This is a genomic window from Rickettsia amblyommatis (assembly GCF_002078335.1).
In the GTDB taxonomy this organism is placed as follows: domain Bacteria; phylum Pseudomonadota; class Alphaproteobacteria; order Rickettsiales; family Rickettsiaceae; genus Rickettsia; species Rickettsia rickettsii.
The window spans coordinates 486,721-502,224 of record NZ_CP015012.1 but is presented as its reverse complement, the minus strand read 5'-3'; the positions used below and the strand labels follow the sequence as shown (position 1 = coordinate 502,224).

Genomic DNA, 15,504 nt, shown 5'->3' with positions numbered 1-15,504 from the left:
CATTGCGAGCAAGCCGTAGGCTGCGTGGCAATCTCATGAAATAATAACAAACTCCTGAGATTGCTTCGTCGAATTACTGTGTAATTCTTCTCGCAATGACGATTTACCGATCCATGCAAGCAAGCTTTCACAAGAATTATATAGAAAAAAACATACAATAGTGACATCCTTTAAAATTTTTATATATGATAGTAATCGATAAAACATCTTATAGAGCTGTGGGATTTGATAAACGTATTAAATTCCTAGTGCTACATTATACACAGTGTGATTTTAAGCAGTCTTTAGATTTTCTAACCGGTGAAAAGTTAAGTAGCCATTATTTAATAAACAATGAAAACCCTGAACATATATTTCAATTAGTAGAAGAGCGTGATAGAGCATGGCATGCTGGAGTAAGTTACTGGCAAGGTCATGAGCGTATTAATGATACATCAATCGGTATTGAAATCGTAAATCCTGCTTTTGAAGTAAATGCAAAAAACAATGATATAGTTTGGCTACCCTATTCGGAAAGGCAAATTAATAGTGTTATAAGTTTGTGTAAACAGATTATTGCTAGATATGATATTAAACCTACTAGAGTGATTGGGCATTCTGATATTGCTCCAGGTAGAAAACAAGACCCTGGCCCGCTATTTCCTTGGAAACCATTATATAATAACAATATTGGGGCTTGGTATGATGAACAGGTATTTAACGATCTATTGCCGCAAGTCGACATAACCGATATTGCAGCAATTCAGCAAAAATTTATTACATACGGTTATAAACTTGAAGTTACCGGAATTTTAGACTCTAAAATGAAAGATATTATAATTTCGTTTCAAATGCATTTTCGTCCTAGTAATTTTTCCGGCGATTTGGATGCTGAAACCATAGCAATTTTAGATGCATTAATATTGAAATATAAATCTGAATTAATATGATAAGATTTATAACTATACCAGATTTTGCGGATTATCAAGTTACTTTGAAATTAATGGAAGATTACGTTAACAAAGTAATTAGTGATCATGAACCGGAAATTATTTATTTAGTTGAACATTCGGAAGTATATACAGCCGGTACTAGTTATAAACAAGAAGAATTATTAAATTACGGTGATATTCCGGTAATTTACACAGGACGTGGCGGTAAATTTACTTTTCATGGACCGGGTCAGCGTGTTATTTATCCAATTCTTAATTTAGCTTCACCAAATCGACACAAAGATTTAAAGCTATATATAAAAATGCTTGAAGAATGGATTATAAATAGCTTAAATTATTTTGGAATTAAAGCATATATTATTAAAGATAAAGTAGGAATTTGGGTAAAAGTAAGGAAAGATGAATTTGCTAAAATTGCTGCAATAGGTATTAGAGTAAGAAAATGGGTTACATATCACGGTGTAGCTATAAATATTTCAACAGATTTAAGTAAGTTTAGTGGGATTATTCCTTGTGGACTTGAAAACTCTTTAATAACATCTTTAAATCAGTTAGGGATTCATGTTGAAGTGTCTGAATTTGATAAAATTATTCAAACTGAATTTAATAAAATATTTAAATGATCAGAAAATTTTTACTCACAATTTTTGCTCTTTGGGTCGGTGGTTTTGGTTATTATTTATATTTAATAAATTCTTATAAGCTTAATAGTAATACCACTAATGCAATAATAGTATTTGCAGGAGGAGGACATAAAATTGAAACCGGTATTGCTTTGCTTAAGGCAGGCTATGCACCTATATTATTTATTACTGGTATAGAATCTACAGAGCAATTAAAAAATTTGTTAAAGGAACTTAATGTTATAGAACAGCAGGTAATACTCGCTCCGAATAAAATAATGTCTGAAGAAGATAATATTAAGAAAGCGGTTGATTTTATTGTAACTTACAATCTTACTTCAATAATTTTAGTAGAGCATAATTATAATATGCCTTTTATGCTAAATAAGCTTGAAAAAGCGATTCCTTCTTCTAATACTATCTACATAGTACCATATCCTGTTTTTTCCAAACAAAAATATGATGTGTTATTAAAATCCTATCATCGTTATTTAATGAGTATACTCGTTTAATTTGCTCCTTTACTCTTTTCCAGTACAATATTTTAGAATGGCTACGCCAAATAATGCAGAAATTAAAGAGCCTATTATTACTGCAGCTCTCATAGAGTTTGAAGGGCAGCTGCTCTCAAACGTAATACTACCTATAAATAAACTTAGGGTAAATCCAATCCCTCCAAGTATAGCTATAGAATAAAATTTTAACCATGAAGTATCATTTGGTAAATTACAGAGTTTAAATTTTACAAATGGATATGAAAATAGTATAATACCTAATTGCTTACCTACAAATAAACCAAATATTATCCCATAAATTAAAGTAAGTATTGAGTTGGAACAAGTGCCTTTAAATGCAAAATATTCTAAAAGGATACCGGAATTCATAAATACAAAAAGCGGTAAAATAAAGTAATTTACAAAAGGACGAGTTAAGCTTTCAAGTTTTTTAAAAGAAGTGTTAAATTCTCCTTTTATATTAACAGGTATAAAAAGTGCTATAATGGCTCCGCATAAAGTACCGCGAATACCTGACTCCACCATACTAATCCATAATAATAAACCTACAATTATATAATAAAATAATTGTTTAACTTGTCGATAATTCAATATAAACAAAATGAATATAATTACAGAGGAAATTAATAATGCCGGAGTATTGATTGTTTTAGTATAAAACAAGGCTAGTATAATTAACGCAAAAGCATCGTGAGAAACCTATAATAAAAGTTCGTAATTCTAAAGATATATGTCGGCTGAAAAAAGATAAAATACCAAGGACAAAAGTAGTATCAGTTGCGATAGGGATAGCCCATCCTTTTATTAATCCCGGTTTATCATAATTAAAAAACATGTATATTAAGACAGGAACTACCACACCTCCAAGGGCTGCCGCTGCAGGTAATATTAGTTTTTTTTTATTTTTATGTTCACCTTCTACTAGGTGAAATTTCATCTCTAAACCTATTAATAAAAAGAAGAAAGTCATGAGACCGTCATTAACTAACTCTATAAAAGTTGTTTGTAAACTTACATTTCCTATTGTTAAAGAAAATTTACTGTAAATAAAAGAAGAATAATATTTTGTTAGGAAAATGTTATTGCTGACAATTATTGCTAAGGTAAAAGCAATAATTAATAATATACCGGCAAAAGTACCTGATTTAATTAATTCTCTTAACTGGTTATTTATACTCATGATTTTAATATTAGTTATAACAAATCTATATAAAATCCATAGCAATAATTTATTTTTTTAGTGAGATAAAAAGTTGTTTTTTGTACTTTTTTATAAGCTTGTATAATAAGTGTAAGAAGATATAATTATTAATTACAAAAAAAATATCTAAGCAATTCTTATGTTAGCAGAACAGCAAACCGAATGGATTATCAGCAATAACCTTGTAAATAAGGGATAGTATATAGATACTAAAAAGAATGTTTATTTCCAAAAACCAAAATCAAAAACAGAACAGACAAAATTAAACGGAAAAAGACCCGATTATATCTTATATGAAAGTAATAATGATAAACCTATTGCAATAATAGAAGCAAAAAAACAGGAGTGGATTTAAGGCAAGCTTTAGATCAAGTAACGGAATATGCAAAATTGCTTGATGTACCTATAGTGTTCGCAATGAATGGAGCTTACTGTGAAGCTCGTTTTGTTGCTAATAATAAAGAGCTTATATTAAACGGTGATGAAGTGAGGGAATTACTACATGAAAAAGAATTATTAGCTTTTTTAGAAGCGAGCAGTAATGAAGCTTGGACTATACCGAAAGAAATTAAAGTATCACGTGAAGAATTAATATCGATATTTAAAAACTTGAATAAATCTTTTAAGAAGTGAAGGGCTCCGAGCAGAAATAGAAAAATTTAGCGAATTTGCAAATATATTATTCTTAAAATTATTAAGCGAAAACAACGAAAAATCTTGGTGGAATAATATCAAAGCACAATCAAACGATGATATTATCGGTTAAATAGCTATGTTATAGAACAAATTAAGAATAAATACGGTGGTGATGTTTTTACATCTATTTCTCTAGGCAATTCCATTACTCTCCGCAACATTATCGATGCAATTGATCCTCTTATTTTTATCTACGATAGATACAGATATAAAAGGCGGTGCATTCGAGTATTTCTTAGAAAAAACTACATTTAAAGAAACAATTTATGATCCTTTTTGCGGTACCGGTGGGTTCTTAACTGAAGCTTTTAATTATATCAAAAAAAATAATATAATTAATACCGATGAAGATTTAGAAAAATTAATATTTAATACATTATATGGGCGAGAGTTAACCAAAATCGCTAGAATTGCTAAGATGAATATGATTTTGCATGGTGACGGACATAGCGGAATTCAGCAAATAAATAGTCTTGAGAACCCTAATGATGTTTTAAACCCTTAACTGATCAGCAGTTAAAGTCTGATGTAATTGTTACTAATTGCCATTTTCTTAAACTATCACTAAAAAAACTAGCAAAAACGGCAAAACTATAACAGAAAATCATATAACTCCTCTTTATTATAACGGCATTGCAAAAAATAACGGTGATGCTGCTTGTGTCTTGCATTGCCTGCAAAATTTAAAAGAGGGTGGTAGAATGGCATTGGTATTACCTGAAGGGTTCTTATTCAGAAAAGACACCGCTGCTGTTCGTCAATTTTTACTATCAAAAGCAAAGCTGCAACTCGTTATCTCTCTACCGCAAGGTACTTTTTTACCTTATATAAAAACGTCAATACTTTATTTTATCGATGCACATAAACCGAATAATCAAAAAGAATATTGGTTTTATGAGGTTAAGAATATCGGCGTTACTCTAGACAATAAAAAAAGAAAAATTATCGGTATTAATGATTTAAACAGGCGAGGATGGAAAATTAAATTTATCTAAAATTCCTTTTATAGATCTCGATTTTTATCAAATAGCTAAAAAAGGATTGGTGAAAAACAATGATATTTTAATGTGTAAAGACGGAGCATTAACGGGTAAAGTGTGTTTTGTAGATGATAAAATTTTACCGCAAATAGAAGCAATGGTTAATGAACATGTTTATATTTTTAGAGGGAAACCGAATATTATACATCTATTTATTTTATTGTTTAAATAGCGATACAAAATCAAAAGAACTTAGCTTATAATAAAAGTGCTCAGCCTGGTTTAAATAGAGAACATATAAACTCAATTTATATTCCTCTTCCGTCTCTAGAAAAACAACAGGAAATTATTGAAGAATTGAATAGCTATCAAAAGATAATAGATAATTGGCATCCTTATTTTGAAATAAATAAACAATGGGAAATTGTTAAATTTGGCGATATCGTTATCAATAAATTAAAAAGTAATGTTTTATCTCTTGAGCATAAGGAGTATACAACATTAATAGTAGGTAAAAAAGGTAAAATGATTAACATTAATACTGTAATTAAAGTGGATATTCCAGTAATAGCAGCTTGGTCGGGTTAGTCCTTACTCACATAATCAATATAATTTTAACGGGAGCATATGCTGGATATATTTGGTATCATAATTCACTTAATGTGGGCTTCAGATTGTAACGTGAAAAACTATTGTTAACTAAATATCTATATTATATTTTAAAATCTCAGCAAAATATAATATACCAAAAGCAAGCTGGATCAGGTCAACCTCACGTTTATTTGAAAGATTTAGAGGATTTACAAATTCCTATCCCGCCTCTTGAAGAACAGCAAAAAATAGTAACAGAGCTTGATAATAATCAAAGTGAGATTTAAAAACTAATAAAACAATTTGAAAACAAACTAAAAATCACATTAAATTCTCTTTGGCAATAATTGATGTACATTAACTACTTAAAAGATTTGATTGGTTTTGAGTCTGTAACTCCTAAGAGCGATGGGGCTATTGAGTATATTGATGATTTGCTTAAACAGCACGGCTTTAAGACCGAAATAAAAATATTCGGTGATTCTAAAAGCGAGCAAGTCACTAATCTTTATGCTGTTTTCGGTAGCAATGAGCCTAATATTTGCTTTGTTGGTCATGTAGATGTAGTGCTGGCAGGCAATCATGAGCTTTGGCATAATGCGAGTCCATTTAAAGTTAGCCAGCAAGACGGTAAGATATGTGGCAGAGGTGCGGTGGATATGAAAGGGGCTATAGCGTGCTTTCTAGCTGCCAGTTTAGATTTTATAAAGAATAATACCGATTTTAAAGGTTCCATTAGTTTCTTACTGACTAGTGATGAAGAGGGCAAAGCAAAGCATGGTACTAAAGAAATGCTGCAATATATTTATGATCAAGGATATAAGATAAATTTTGCTATTGTCGGTGAACCTACTTGTGAAAAAGAAATAGGCGATGCAATTAAGATTGGCAGAAGAGGAAGTGTTAACTTTAAATTAAATATAGAAGGCTTAAGCGGGCATGTAGCTTATCCTCATAAAGCAAATAACCCATTGCCTTGCTTAATAATAATATTGAATGAGTTAACAAATATAAAACTTGATGAAGGTACTGAATTTTTTCAACGTTCAAATCTTGAAGTAACGAATATCGAGGTCAGTAATAATACTTCAAACGTAATTCCGGCAAGTACGGAAGCATCTTTCAATATACGTTTTAATAATTTACATAGTGCAGAAACTTTAGCAAAACAGGTAGAAGAAATTATTAAACAGCATTGTAAAGAATATAAAGTAGATTATAAGTTAGAATATAGTAGTTCTGCTGAAAGTTTTATTCAGAACCCTAGCGATAAAATAAAAGAATTTGCTAAAGTAGTAGAGCATACGCTTAAAATAAAGCCTGAATTCTCTACAAGCGGCGGTACATCGGATGCAAGATTCGTCAAAAATTATTGTCCGTTAGTAGAGTTTGGTTTATTATCCGAAACGGCACATAAAATAAACGAATACACAAAAATTAGCGATTTACAAAAATTATATGATGTGTATTATAACTTTTTGATGGAAATACTTTGATGTCATTCCTGCCTCTGCGGGAATGACATAGAATCCATGCAACAAGGCCACCCTTTTACAAGAATAGCATTACCATATGCGGATGTGATGGAACTGGTAGACATGCAAGATTTAGGTTCTTGTGCCGTGAGGCGTGGGGGTTCAAGTCCCTTCATCCGTACCACTTAAATTTTCTCATAAAAAATAACATAAAATTTTTATGCAGCAATTTAGTATTTATCAAACAAGCGATGAATTGCTTCTAAAATCGATATTGCTTCTGATAGAAAAATGCTATCACTCTGATCTTAAAAGCGTGATATTAACTGCAGATGCAGATCAACAAGAAATGCTCAATAAAAATCTTTGGACTTATTCACGTAAGCAATTTATACCTCACGGTAGTAAACTTGATCCGCAGCCTGAAAAACAGCCGATTTATATTACCGATGAGTTACAAAATCCTAATAATGCTAGTGTGCTTGTTATTATTTCGCCTACAGATATAGGAAAAATTTTACAAGCAAAAGAGTATATAAGAGTTTTCAAAAGAATAATTATAATAACCGATTTACCAGAAGATTTAAAAGAATTAACAGTTAAAATAAATAAATTTACCGGACAGGAAAACAAAATAGATTGTTTTACTCAAAATCCTCGTGGAGCTTGGAATAAAGTAGTCTAATAAATTTATATTCTTTTACGTACAAATAAATATAATCCGATCGTTAAAGCAATAACCAAATTGAAATAACAAGCAAAAATAAAATCTAGATTTTTTGAAGCAAAATTTTGTAATATAAAATGAATTGAAGTAACTAGTAATACTGTTAAGGCAGAAAATAATACCGGCATAAAAGTTGTTTTTTTGCTATAAGGATGTCTCAAAAAAACTGCAATTGTTACAAAAGGTAATACAAAATTGTATAAAGGCCAAAGTATTCTTTGATGTGCTTCAGCAATTAATTTAATTTTTTTAGTAATAGCTAAATCATGAGGAGGGGCAAGTAATTCGCTTATATAATATTCGTTTGCTTCTTTATTATGTTTAGTTCTTTGCGATACTAATAAGGGATTATCATTTTGCAGTTTTATCATTAAAGAATCGAAAGTTAACTGAGTTAAATTACCGTTTACGTCATATTCTTGTCTTATGCCTTTATTAAGTTCAAAAATCGGGCTATTATCATATATATTAAGAGTACCTGAACCCGCAAATACTACTGATGGGTTATCAGCGTTGCGATTATCAAATATTATTACGCCGTTCATAATATTTCCTGCTAATTTTTTATCTATAAAAACAGTGATATCTTTCGTTACTTTATTAAAAGTTTTCTCTTCAATCATACTTGAGATATAATTATTCTTTATAAAGTTTAAACGTGATTTTAAGTTTATATGAGATAATGGCAGGATGGTAGAAGATATATAATAAGCAAGTAGCATAACTATTAATGCGACATATAAAGCAGGCAGTGCTAGCTGTACATTATTAACTCCTGAAGCTTGTAATATAATTAATTGTCGCTCGACTTTTAAATTATTATAGATATAAATCACGGTAATAACCGTTATTACCGGTAACAGAATAAATAATAACGTAGGAAGTACTAAAACTACTAAACTGAAGAAGTCTATAACTTTTATACCTTTATCAAATAAATATAAAAGTTTTAATATTTGCGTTATCCATACTATACTAGTCACTGAAAAAGTAACGACTATAAGCAACGGTAAGATATTTTTTATAAAGTATTTTCGGTATAGTAGCATAATGTTTGTTTGGTTTTTTGATGTCATTCTCGTTTTTAGCTAGGAGCGACATCAAACGCTTTTCAAAAGCTGTCCAGTACTATGGATGGTTAGATGGGTTTTGTGGGAACTTGTTCCCGGTTCATTTCAAAATAATTAAAAACCAAGTGTACTGTGTGAACCTAATCGTATTAACTCCAATGTGTCAGCATCGGGTTTTCTATAAATTAATACTAAATCCGGTTTAATATGACAATCTCTACAATCTTTCCAATTAACCTATAAGGGCATGATCTCTCACATGTATAGGTTATGTTATATCAGCAACCAAGTACCTAACTGCTTTCAGTAAAATATCATCCAAATTTATTCCATGTTTTCTACGTTTTTCATGTTTAAACTGTGCAGTAAGTGCGTTTAATCGTTCTCATTTAAATCAGATAACAAATTATTGATATTACCAACATGAACTAATTTGCCGCTTCTTGCAGCTTTCATAGCTTTAATTGTTTCATCATTTGGGATAAGTGGCTCAAACGGCAATGCTTTTTCACGAGCAACACGAAATAACAGCATACGAACAGCATCAGATAAAGTAAGTCCCATAGAAGCAAGCACTAAAGCTGCTTCTTCTTTCACGTCTTCATTAATACGGGCTCGCACAATAGAATCAGCAGACATAAAAATCTTCTTTCAATAATGTAGCTACATTGTAGCACGCATATTAAAAACTTTCAAGATTAAAAAACAAGTTTTTTCTTAATTACTGCCTCATTAATAGAAAATCCCCGATCTTTCTTATTATATGATTTGCAAAGATGTGATAAATTAACTTACCTATCAGTATTGTTATAAATGCAATAATAATGCCGTAGATTATATCACTTGGGTAATGCATAGCAAGGCTTATGCGAGATAAAGACACGAGCATAATAACATAAATCATTAAGATTTTTAATGGTAATTTTATATAATTCCAAGCAAAATACGTTACTAACACGCTAAGAGCTGCGTGGCTGCTTGGAAAGCTTGAAAAGCACCTTTCGTTTGCAGTATTTATTATGGTCATGAAACTATCTACAGGAAGACTGCAATAAGGGCGAGGGAAATTAACTGAAAATTTAAGAGCGGTAAAAATTAAACCGAATACCCCGTATATTATACCAATTTCAACTAACTTATTATAATCGTGCCAGAATTTATTTTGCCGCTTCTTATCATTTTTGGTTTTCTTTAATTGAATATAAAAATATATACAGTATAAAATATATATTAAGGAGAAATTAGCGATATTAAAACAAAACGAAATTATTTTAAAAAAATAAGGTATAAAGCCGATATTAGTAAGTTTATTCAAAAATAAGAATATTTCTTGATTTAAGCCGCAAAAATTATAAAAAACTTCAAACATTATTTTAAATATTTATGTTACAAGTAACAATACTTGGGTGTGGAGCATCTATAGGCGTACCGGTGATCGGGTGCGATTGTAGTACTTGCACATCTCCTTCAAAGTACAATAAAAGGACTAGATCAGCAATATATATTAACGATGAAAATAGTCAAATAATAGTTGATTTCGGTTTTGATATTAGAAATCAACTATTACGAGAAAAGATAAATAAGCTCGATTGTGCTATATTAACACATTATCATTCCGATCACGTTAACGGCATCGATGATTTACGAGTATTTACTTTTATGCAAGGCAAGCCATTTGAAATCTATACAGATCACGATAGTACTGCAAAGCTCCATACAAAATTTGATTATCTATTTAACAATAAGTTATTTAAGCTTGGGCGACTGTTCACAACTCAATCTGTTAGTTTTTTTGATAAAATTAAGATTAATACTATCGAAATACAATTTTTTAGACAGCATCACGGTTCTATAGATAGCTTGGGCTTACGTATAGGTGATTTCGTTTATTCGTCCGATGTAATCGATTTTCCTCCTGAATCAGATAAATTTTTAAAAGATATAAAAATATGGATATTAGATTGTATGGATTATAAATCAAATCCGAATCATGCAGGGCTTGATAAAGTTCTAGAATGGCGTGAAAAATATAAACCTGAGCAGATATTATTAACCAATATGAGACACACGATAGATTATCATGAGATTACGACAATGCTTCCAAATAACGTTAAGCCGCTTTATGACGGTTATAAATTTACGGTCTAGTTTATGATTATTTTAGAAAAAGTTTGTAAGCGTTATGGCAAGAATTACGCAATTAAGAATATTGATTTAAGTTTTACTACCAAGGAAACTACTGTAATAATAGGTCCTTCGGGAAGCGGTAAAACTACTCTGCTTAGAATTTTAAATAATTTAGAAGAACCAAGTAGTGGTACTTTTTTGGTAGACGGGAGGAAGCTACTGCTTAAAGATAGAAGAAAGCTTTGTTTAAAAGTTGGTATGGTTTTTCAAAATTTTAATCTATTCCCGCATTTAACGGTAGGAGAAAACCTAATCTATACGCCGGTAAATGTTTTAAATTTACCAAAAGAACAAGCAATTTCTATGGCAAAGGAATTGCTTGCAAAATTTAAGCTAACGCAAAAATTTGACTCATATCCGGCAAGCCTATCAGGAGGGCAAAAGCAACGCAGCGCAATAGCAAGGGCTTTAATGATGAAGCCGGAAATGTTGTTATTCGACGAACCGACTTCGGCACTCGATCCTGAAAATATTAAAGATGTTATAGAGAATATAAATTTATTAAAAGATCAAATGAGCATGGTAGTGGTCACGCACCATTTGAAGTTTGCAAAATTAATAGCGGATCGTGTTATTTTTATGGATCAAGGACAGATTTTAGCAAATCAGCCTGCCAAGGATTTTTTTAATAAACCGGCATCGCATCGAGCTAGGTTGTTTTTAGAGAATATCGGCGATTTAATGTGATTTTCTTGATAAAAATTATAGTCTATAATTAGTATTTAATTTAGTATTAATTATAGGTATAATCAATGAACTTGAAAAATTGGCTACGTCGTCTAAATAAGTTCGCAGGTAGCCACGTATTAAGGATACGCTCCGCTCCTAGTCTTGCAGACTCATTGCTCTTTTTCAAGTTAATCTTCGTATAACTTTCTTCGTTTACTTGGAGTCAATAATGGAACATATTTATGCAAATCTAGCAGTTAGTATATCAGAATTTAAAAAAAGCCCTACTGCATTATTGGATAAGGCAAGTGGTGAGCCTGTTGCCTTATTAAATCATAATAAACCGACTGCTTATCTAATTCCGGCTGAATTATATGAGCAAATTATTGAAGCTTTAGATGACAAATATTTATTAGAGCTTGCTACTATTAGGTTAAAAGATAAAGAAAAGGCAATAGCGGTTAAAAGTAGCTTTTGTCATTCCCGCGAAAGCGGGAATCCAGTAAAAAATGAAAAAAAATCATATAAAAATTTAGTATATAACTTGTTTAGAAAGCTGGATTCCTGCTTTCGCAGGAATGACATAGAATCAATAAATAATATCGCCATATGAATAAAAAGCTTATCCTATTTTTTAGTACAATGTTACTATTATCACATCGTACAGTTTTGGCACAGACACGAGTAGAATTACCGCAAAAACTAAAAAGCTTGAATTGCAAAAATACGAATTACAAGGAGGAGCAATTGCAATTTTATACAAAGGTGAAGTTATTTATAAAACAACGTTTGGAAATCAGAAAGGTAATAGTGGAGTTATTACGGATAAAACTTTATTTCCTTTAGCATCGGTTTCAAAAGCTGTTTCAGCAACGGCAATTGCATTAGTGGTAGATCAAGAAAGTTTAGATTTTGACGAAATTACCATACCTAAAAAATGTTATTAGTCTTAATAATATTTTAAGCCATACAACAGGTTATCAATTCTCAGGAAATATTGAAATTGAGCAAGGAATGAATCGCTCAAAGCTTTTAACGTTGCTAAAAAAACAACAAGCTAGTTGTAAATCTGGGCAATGCTATAAGTTAGTAACATCGTTTTTAGTTTACTTGCAGAAGCTTTAAATTGTAAAAAATCAAGTTTAAATGCTGCGATAATTTGCGTACAACGCTTAAAACGCAAGATATACAAATATTACCGCTAGGGCCGAATTACAATTTACTTATCCGCATTCTAAAGCAATAATAGACGGACAGGAGGTAATAACATTGCTGCCGTTTCCGCCTTATTACCCAAAGACGGTACCTGTATCTGCCGGTATTTTTGCATCGATAGATGGAATGATTGAAATATTCACACTTAGTTTTGGTTATAAACCGAATCTTATTGCTAAAAGTACTTTAGATCGTATGTATAAAATAATAAAATCAAACAAAGATGTTTTTGGATTTAAATGGCAACCGATTGGGCCTATTGATCAAAAAATGATTGAGTCATATTATGCTCTTGGATGGCGTATTCTTAAAGTAAAAGGACGCTCAAGGATTTAATGTTTCACTCAGGCTATATTAACGGTATTAATTCTTTTATTGGCTTTACGTCAGAAGAACTTGGAATTATTGTTCTAGTGAACTAAGAAGGTAGTTTTTTACTTAAAAATGGGCTGGGACTTTGGTTTGATTATATAGATTAAAATTATATACTCAGATAGAACTTCGTATACCTATTCTTTATTTACTTGTAGTATATTATATGAATAAAAAACTCATAAAACTTATTTTTATCATTTGCAGCACCGTAATTGTAACCGGTTTATTATACAAATATATCAATCAACATTATCCAAAATTTTTTAAAGCACCACAAAATATAGGGAGTTTTTGTGCATCATTATTAATATTATTTAGTATAATTTACAGTACTATTAGCCAAAATGAAATACGCAGATTTTGTTTGCAATTAGCAATGTGGGCAGCAATTTTCTTAGTTATAATAACCGGTTATGCCTTTAGGTTTGAGCTGAACTACGCTTATCATAGAGTAATGTCTGCTTTAATTCCATCATATAAATGGTCTACTGAAGTCGGAGAAATTATTATAGCCCGTAGCAGAGACGGGCATTTTTATATCAATGCTTTTGTAAATAACGTTAAAATAAAATTTATGGTAGATACAGGGGCAAGTGATATAGCTTTAACTAAAAAAGATGCTAAAAAATTAGGCTTTGACTTAACTAAATTAAAATATACTAGAACTTATCTAACAGCTAACGGCAAAAATAAAGCCGCCCCTATAACCTTAAATAGTGTAGTAATCGGTACGGAATTTAAGAACATCAAAGGACATGTAGGTCTTGGTGACCTTGATATTTCGCTTCTTGGTATGTCGCTACTTGAGCGTTTTAAAGGTTTCAGGATTGATAAGGATTTATTGATCTTGAATTATTAGACTTCCTGCATAACTTGCTTCTAAAGGCAATTTGTACGTCGATCCTAATCCCTAATCTTCACGTATGTCTATATATGCTGCAGCGGCAAGTGTTTCCGTGTATCCTTTAAATTCCTCTCTATAAACTGCTTTGGAAAGATGTCTATTTTTTGCAAATTTCCTTTTTATCAAGAAATAGTTAAATTATTAATTATTTCTTGACCTTGATATCAAAAAGTGCTAACATGCCTTTTTTTAAAAAAAGGGGTTTTATGTATAAATCTAACTAAATATGACGAAAACGATTTCAAAATCAATTTGTTTAATGCTATTTACAATGAAGACATTAAGAAGATCAAAGAACTTGTCAATAATAATATGACTGTTTCTAATGAGTTTGCAGCAATACCCCTAAATGAACACGATGATATACCTCTGCATATAGCTTCTATTCTAAGTAAAGAAAATATAGTTAAAATACTACTTAAGACAGAGGCTAATCCTGATGACGTAAATTGTGAAGATGATTTTCATAAATTGGCAGAAGAATGTAGAAACGGAAAGTTTAGTAGAAATTTTCATTTGAAAAATTAATAGAATTTATAGCTTGGAAAACATCAATAAAACTTTTGGATACTAATTATAATATTGATGTTGTTAAACTTTATCTACAGGATGCTCGTAATTTGAAAAGTTTTTTAGAAACCGGTAAAAAAGAGCTAACAGAAGAGCAAAAAGAAAAATTAGATAAACTAAATGATATGATTATCCCTTCTCTTAGGGATAAAACGCTATTGAAATGTAAAGAAATATACAATGATGACAACAATGAAGAATATCAAATATTAAAAGAGAAACTTAAAGTTTTGCCTGAGACAAGATATTGGGGATAGACACATCTTATTGTGATGATATTTTGTGAATAAATATGGATACCAAACCGTCATGAGCTAAGCGACTAAAGACGTTGTTGCGTGGAGCAGTTTTTCCGTCATTGCACGCGAACGTTAGTGAGCGTGCAATGACGACCTGTATCCACTCTCAACACGACCTTTGCGAGAATGACATAAGAGCCGTGTTAAAATGGCATTTTAAAGCCTGGTGGTAAGCTCATACCGTTTAAAGCTCCTGATAAAGAATTTTGAGAATCTTCATCACATTTTTGTTTAGCATCATTAAAGGCAACTTTAATTAAATCCTCAAGCATTTCTTTTTCTTCTGCTTTTAATAAAGATTCATCAATTGAAATCTTTTCAACTTCGCCTTTACCAGTTGCAATAACCTCAACAAGTCCGCCGCCGGCTTTACCGGTATATCTTGCATTTGCCATTTGCTCTTGAGCTTCTTGCATTTTCTTTTGCATTGATTGGGCTTGCTTTAAAAACTGATTAAAATTTACCATAAGTCTAT

At 30.9% G+C, this 15,504-nt stretch carries 21 protein-coding genes, 1 tRNA gene and 5 pseudogenes; 21 read left to right on the top strand and 6 right to left on the bottom strand.

Annotated elements, in window-relative coordinates:
* Positions 1-185: 185 nt before the first annotated feature.
* From A3305_RS02825 to A3305_RS02815, 3 genes are read left to right on the top strand one after another with little or no spacing between them, the layout of a single operon-like run.
* Positions 186-929: an N-acetylmuramoyl-L-alanine amidase gene (locus A3305_RS02825; RefSeq protein ID WP_014391670.1), complete on the top strand. Its 744-nt coding sequence runs from the start codon at positions 186-188 to the stop codon at positions 927-929.
* Positions 926-1,555 carry a lipoyl(octanoyl) transferase LipB gene (gene lipB, locus A3305_RS02820; RefSeq protein WP_014391669.1) on the top strand — a complete coding sequence of 210 codons (630 nt, stop codon included), beginning with the start codon at positions 926-928 and terminating at the stop codon, positions 1,553-1,555. Before A3305_RS02825 ends, lipB begins: the two co-directional genes overlap by 4 nt.
* A complete protein-coding gene (locus tag A3305_RS02815; protein WP_014391668.1) occupies positions 1,552-2,067 on the top strand; it encodes a YdcF family protein in 516 nt (171 codons plus the stop codon). Before lipB ends, A3305_RS02815 begins: the two co-directional genes overlap by 4 nt.
* A gap of 9 nt (positions 2,068-2,076) precedes the next feature.
* On the opposite strand, the pseudogene nhaA reads toward A3305_RS02815, so the two are convergent.
* Positions 2,077-3,250: pseudogene (nhaA, locus tag A3305_RS02810) on the bottom strand (Na+/H+ antiporter NhaA).
* 366 nt (positions 3,251-3,616) lie between these two features.
* On the opposite strand from nhaA, the gene A3305_RS10185 reads away from it, so the two are divergent.
* The 10 genes and pseudogenes from A3305_RS10185 (at position 3,617) to A3305_RS02765 (ending at position 7,698) form a co-directional block, all read left to right on the top strand.
* Positions 3,617-3,904, top strand: a complete 288-nt coding sequence (locus A3305_RS10185; RefSeq protein WP_226983980.1) for a hypothetical protein — start codon at positions 3,617-3,619, stop codon at positions 3,902-3,904.
* Positions 3,905-4,133: 229 nt separating this feature from the next.
* A complete protein-coding gene (locus tag A3305_RS11180; RefSeq protein WP_041860466.1) occupies positions 4,134-4,472 on the top strand; it encodes an N-6 DNA methylase in 339 nt (112 codons plus the stop codon).
* Positions 4,473-4,632: 160 nt separating this feature from the next.
* Positions 4,633-4,962, top strand: a complete 330-nt coding sequence (locus A3305_RS11175; protein WP_264357839.1) for an N-6 DNA methylase — start codon at positions 4,633-4,635, stop codon at positions 4,960-4,962.
* A 49-nt stretch (positions 4,963-5,011) separates the two neighbouring features.
* Positions 5,012-5,210, top strand: a pseudogene (locus A3305_RS02785) (hypothetical protein).
* Positions 5,176-5,268 (top strand): annotated as a pseudogene (locus A3305_RS11465) (hypothetical protein); the annotation flags it as partial. The pseudogenes A3305_RS02785 and A3305_RS11465, both read left to right, overlap by 35 nt.
* 36 nt (positions 5,269-5,304) lie before the next feature.
* Positions 5,305-5,535, top strand: coding sequence for a hypothetical protein (locus A3305_RS10175; protein ID WP_041860465.1), 231 nt, complete (start codon positions 5,305-5,307; stop codon positions 5,533-5,535).
* A gap of 104 nt (positions 5,536-5,639) precedes the next feature.
* Positions 5,640-5,825 (top strand): restriction endonuclease subunit S, encoded by a 186-nt coding sequence (locus A3305_RS10170; protein WP_045799366.1) that lies wholly within the window; start codon positions 5,640-5,642, stop codon positions 5,823-5,825.
* A gap of 63 nt (positions 5,826-5,888) precedes the next feature.
* On the top strand, positions 5,889-7,034 hold the full coding sequence (dapE, locus tag A3305_RS02775; protein WP_014391666.1) for a succinyl-diaminopimelate desuccinylase: 1,146 nt from the start codon (positions 5,889-5,891) through the stop codon (positions 7,032-7,034).
* A gap of 78 nt (positions 7,035-7,112) precedes the next feature.
* A tRNA-Leu gene (locus A3305_RS02770) sits at positions 7,113-7,197 on the top strand.
* Between the two features lie 36 nt (positions 7,198-7,233).
* Positions 7,234-7,698, top strand: a complete 465-nt coding sequence (locus tag A3305_RS02765; RefSeq protein ID WP_004997101.1) for a DNA polymerase III subunit chi — start codon at positions 7,234-7,236, stop codon at positions 7,696-7,698.
* 5 nt (positions 7,699-7,703) lie between these two features.
* Here A3305_RS02765 and A3305_RS02760 read toward each other — a convergent pair whose 3' ends face one another.
* The 4 genes and pseudogenes from A3305_RS02760 to A3305_RS02740 form a co-directional block, all read right to left on the bottom strand.
* Positions 7,704-8,789 (bottom strand): LptF/LptG family permease, encoded by a 1,086-nt coding sequence (locus tag A3305_RS02760; protein WP_014391665.1) that lies wholly within the window; start codon positions 8,787-8,789, stop codon positions 7,704-7,706.
* 135 nt (positions 8,790-8,924) lie between these two features.
* Positions 8,925-9,123 (bottom strand): annotated as a pseudogene (locus A3305_RS02755) (type II toxin-antitoxin system YafQ family toxin).
* Between the two features lie 62 nt (positions 9,124-9,185).
* Entirely contained in the window at positions 9,186-9,449 is a 264-nt protein-coding gene (locus A3305_RS02745; RefSeq protein ID WP_014391664.1) for a type II toxin-antitoxin system RelB/DinJ family antitoxin, read from the bottom strand.
* Positions 9,450-9,531: 82 nt separating this feature from the next.
* Positions 9,532-10,179 (bottom strand): phosphatase PAP2 family protein, encoded by a 648-nt coding sequence (locus A3305_RS02740; protein WP_014391663.1) that lies wholly within the window; start codon positions 10,177-10,179, stop codon positions 9,532-9,534.
* A gap of 14 nt (positions 10,180-10,193) precedes the next feature.
* Here A3305_RS02740 and A3305_RS02735 point away from each other — a divergent pair, with 14 nt between their 5' ends.
* The 8 genes and pseudogenes from A3305_RS02735 to A3305_RS02685 all read left to right on the top strand — a co-directional run bounded on the left by A3305_RS02735 (position 10,194) and on the right by A3305_RS02685 (position 14,987).
* On the top strand, positions 10,194-10,958 hold the full coding sequence (locus A3305_RS02735) for an MBL fold metallo-hydrolase (protein ID WP_014391662.1): 765 nt from the start codon (positions 10,194-10,196) through the stop codon (positions 10,956-10,958).
* A 3-nt stretch (positions 10,959-10,961) separates the two neighbouring features.
* The gene (locus tag A3305_RS02730) at positions 10,962-11,684 is read left to right on the top strand and encodes an amino acid ABC transporter ATP-binding protein (protein ID WP_014391661.1); all 723 of its coding nucleotides are present in this window, start codon (positions 10,962-10,964) and stop codon (positions 11,682-11,684) included.
* Between the two features lie 211 nt (positions 11,685-11,895).
* A pseudogene (locus A3305_RS02725) lies at positions 11,896-12,129 on the top strand (type II toxin-antitoxin system Phd/YefM family antitoxin); the annotation flags it as partial.
* 253 nt (positions 12,130-12,382) lie between these two features.
* A complete protein-coding gene (locus tag A3305_RS02720) occupies positions 12,383-12,613 on the top strand; it encodes a serine hydrolase (protein WP_014391659.1) in 231 nt (76 codons plus the stop codon).
* Positions 12,614-12,935: 322 nt separating this feature from the next.
* Entirely contained in the window at positions 12,936-13,217 is a 282-nt protein-coding gene (locus tag A3305_RS02710; protein WP_014391658.1) for a hypothetical protein, read from the top strand.
* Between the two features lie 202 nt (positions 13,218-13,419).
* Positions 13,420-14,115, top strand: coding sequence for a TIGR02281 family clan AA aspartic protease (locus tag A3305_RS02700; RefSeq protein WP_014391657.1), 696 nt, complete (start codon positions 13,420-13,422; stop codon positions 14,113-14,115).
* Positions 14,116-14,331: 216 nt separating this feature from the next.
* A complete protein-coding gene (locus A3305_RS10165; RefSeq protein ID WP_014391655.1) occupies positions 14,332-14,688 on the top strand; it encodes a hypothetical protein in 357 nt (118 codons plus the stop codon).
* A gap of 35 nt (positions 14,689-14,723) precedes the next feature.
* A complete protein-coding gene (locus A3305_RS02685; protein ID WP_014391654.1) occupies positions 14,724-14,987 on the top strand; it encodes a hypothetical protein in 264 nt (87 codons plus the stop codon).
* Positions 14,988-15,172: 185 nt separating this feature from the next.
* Here A3305_RS02685 and A3305_RS02680 read toward each other — a convergent pair whose 3' ends face one another.
* Positions 15,173-15,496, bottom strand: coding sequence for a YbaB/EbfC family nucleoid-associated protein (locus tag A3305_RS02680; protein WP_014391653.1), 324 nt, complete (start codon positions 15,494-15,496; stop codon positions 15,173-15,175).
* Between the last annotated feature and the right edge of the window lie 8 nt (positions 15,497-15,504).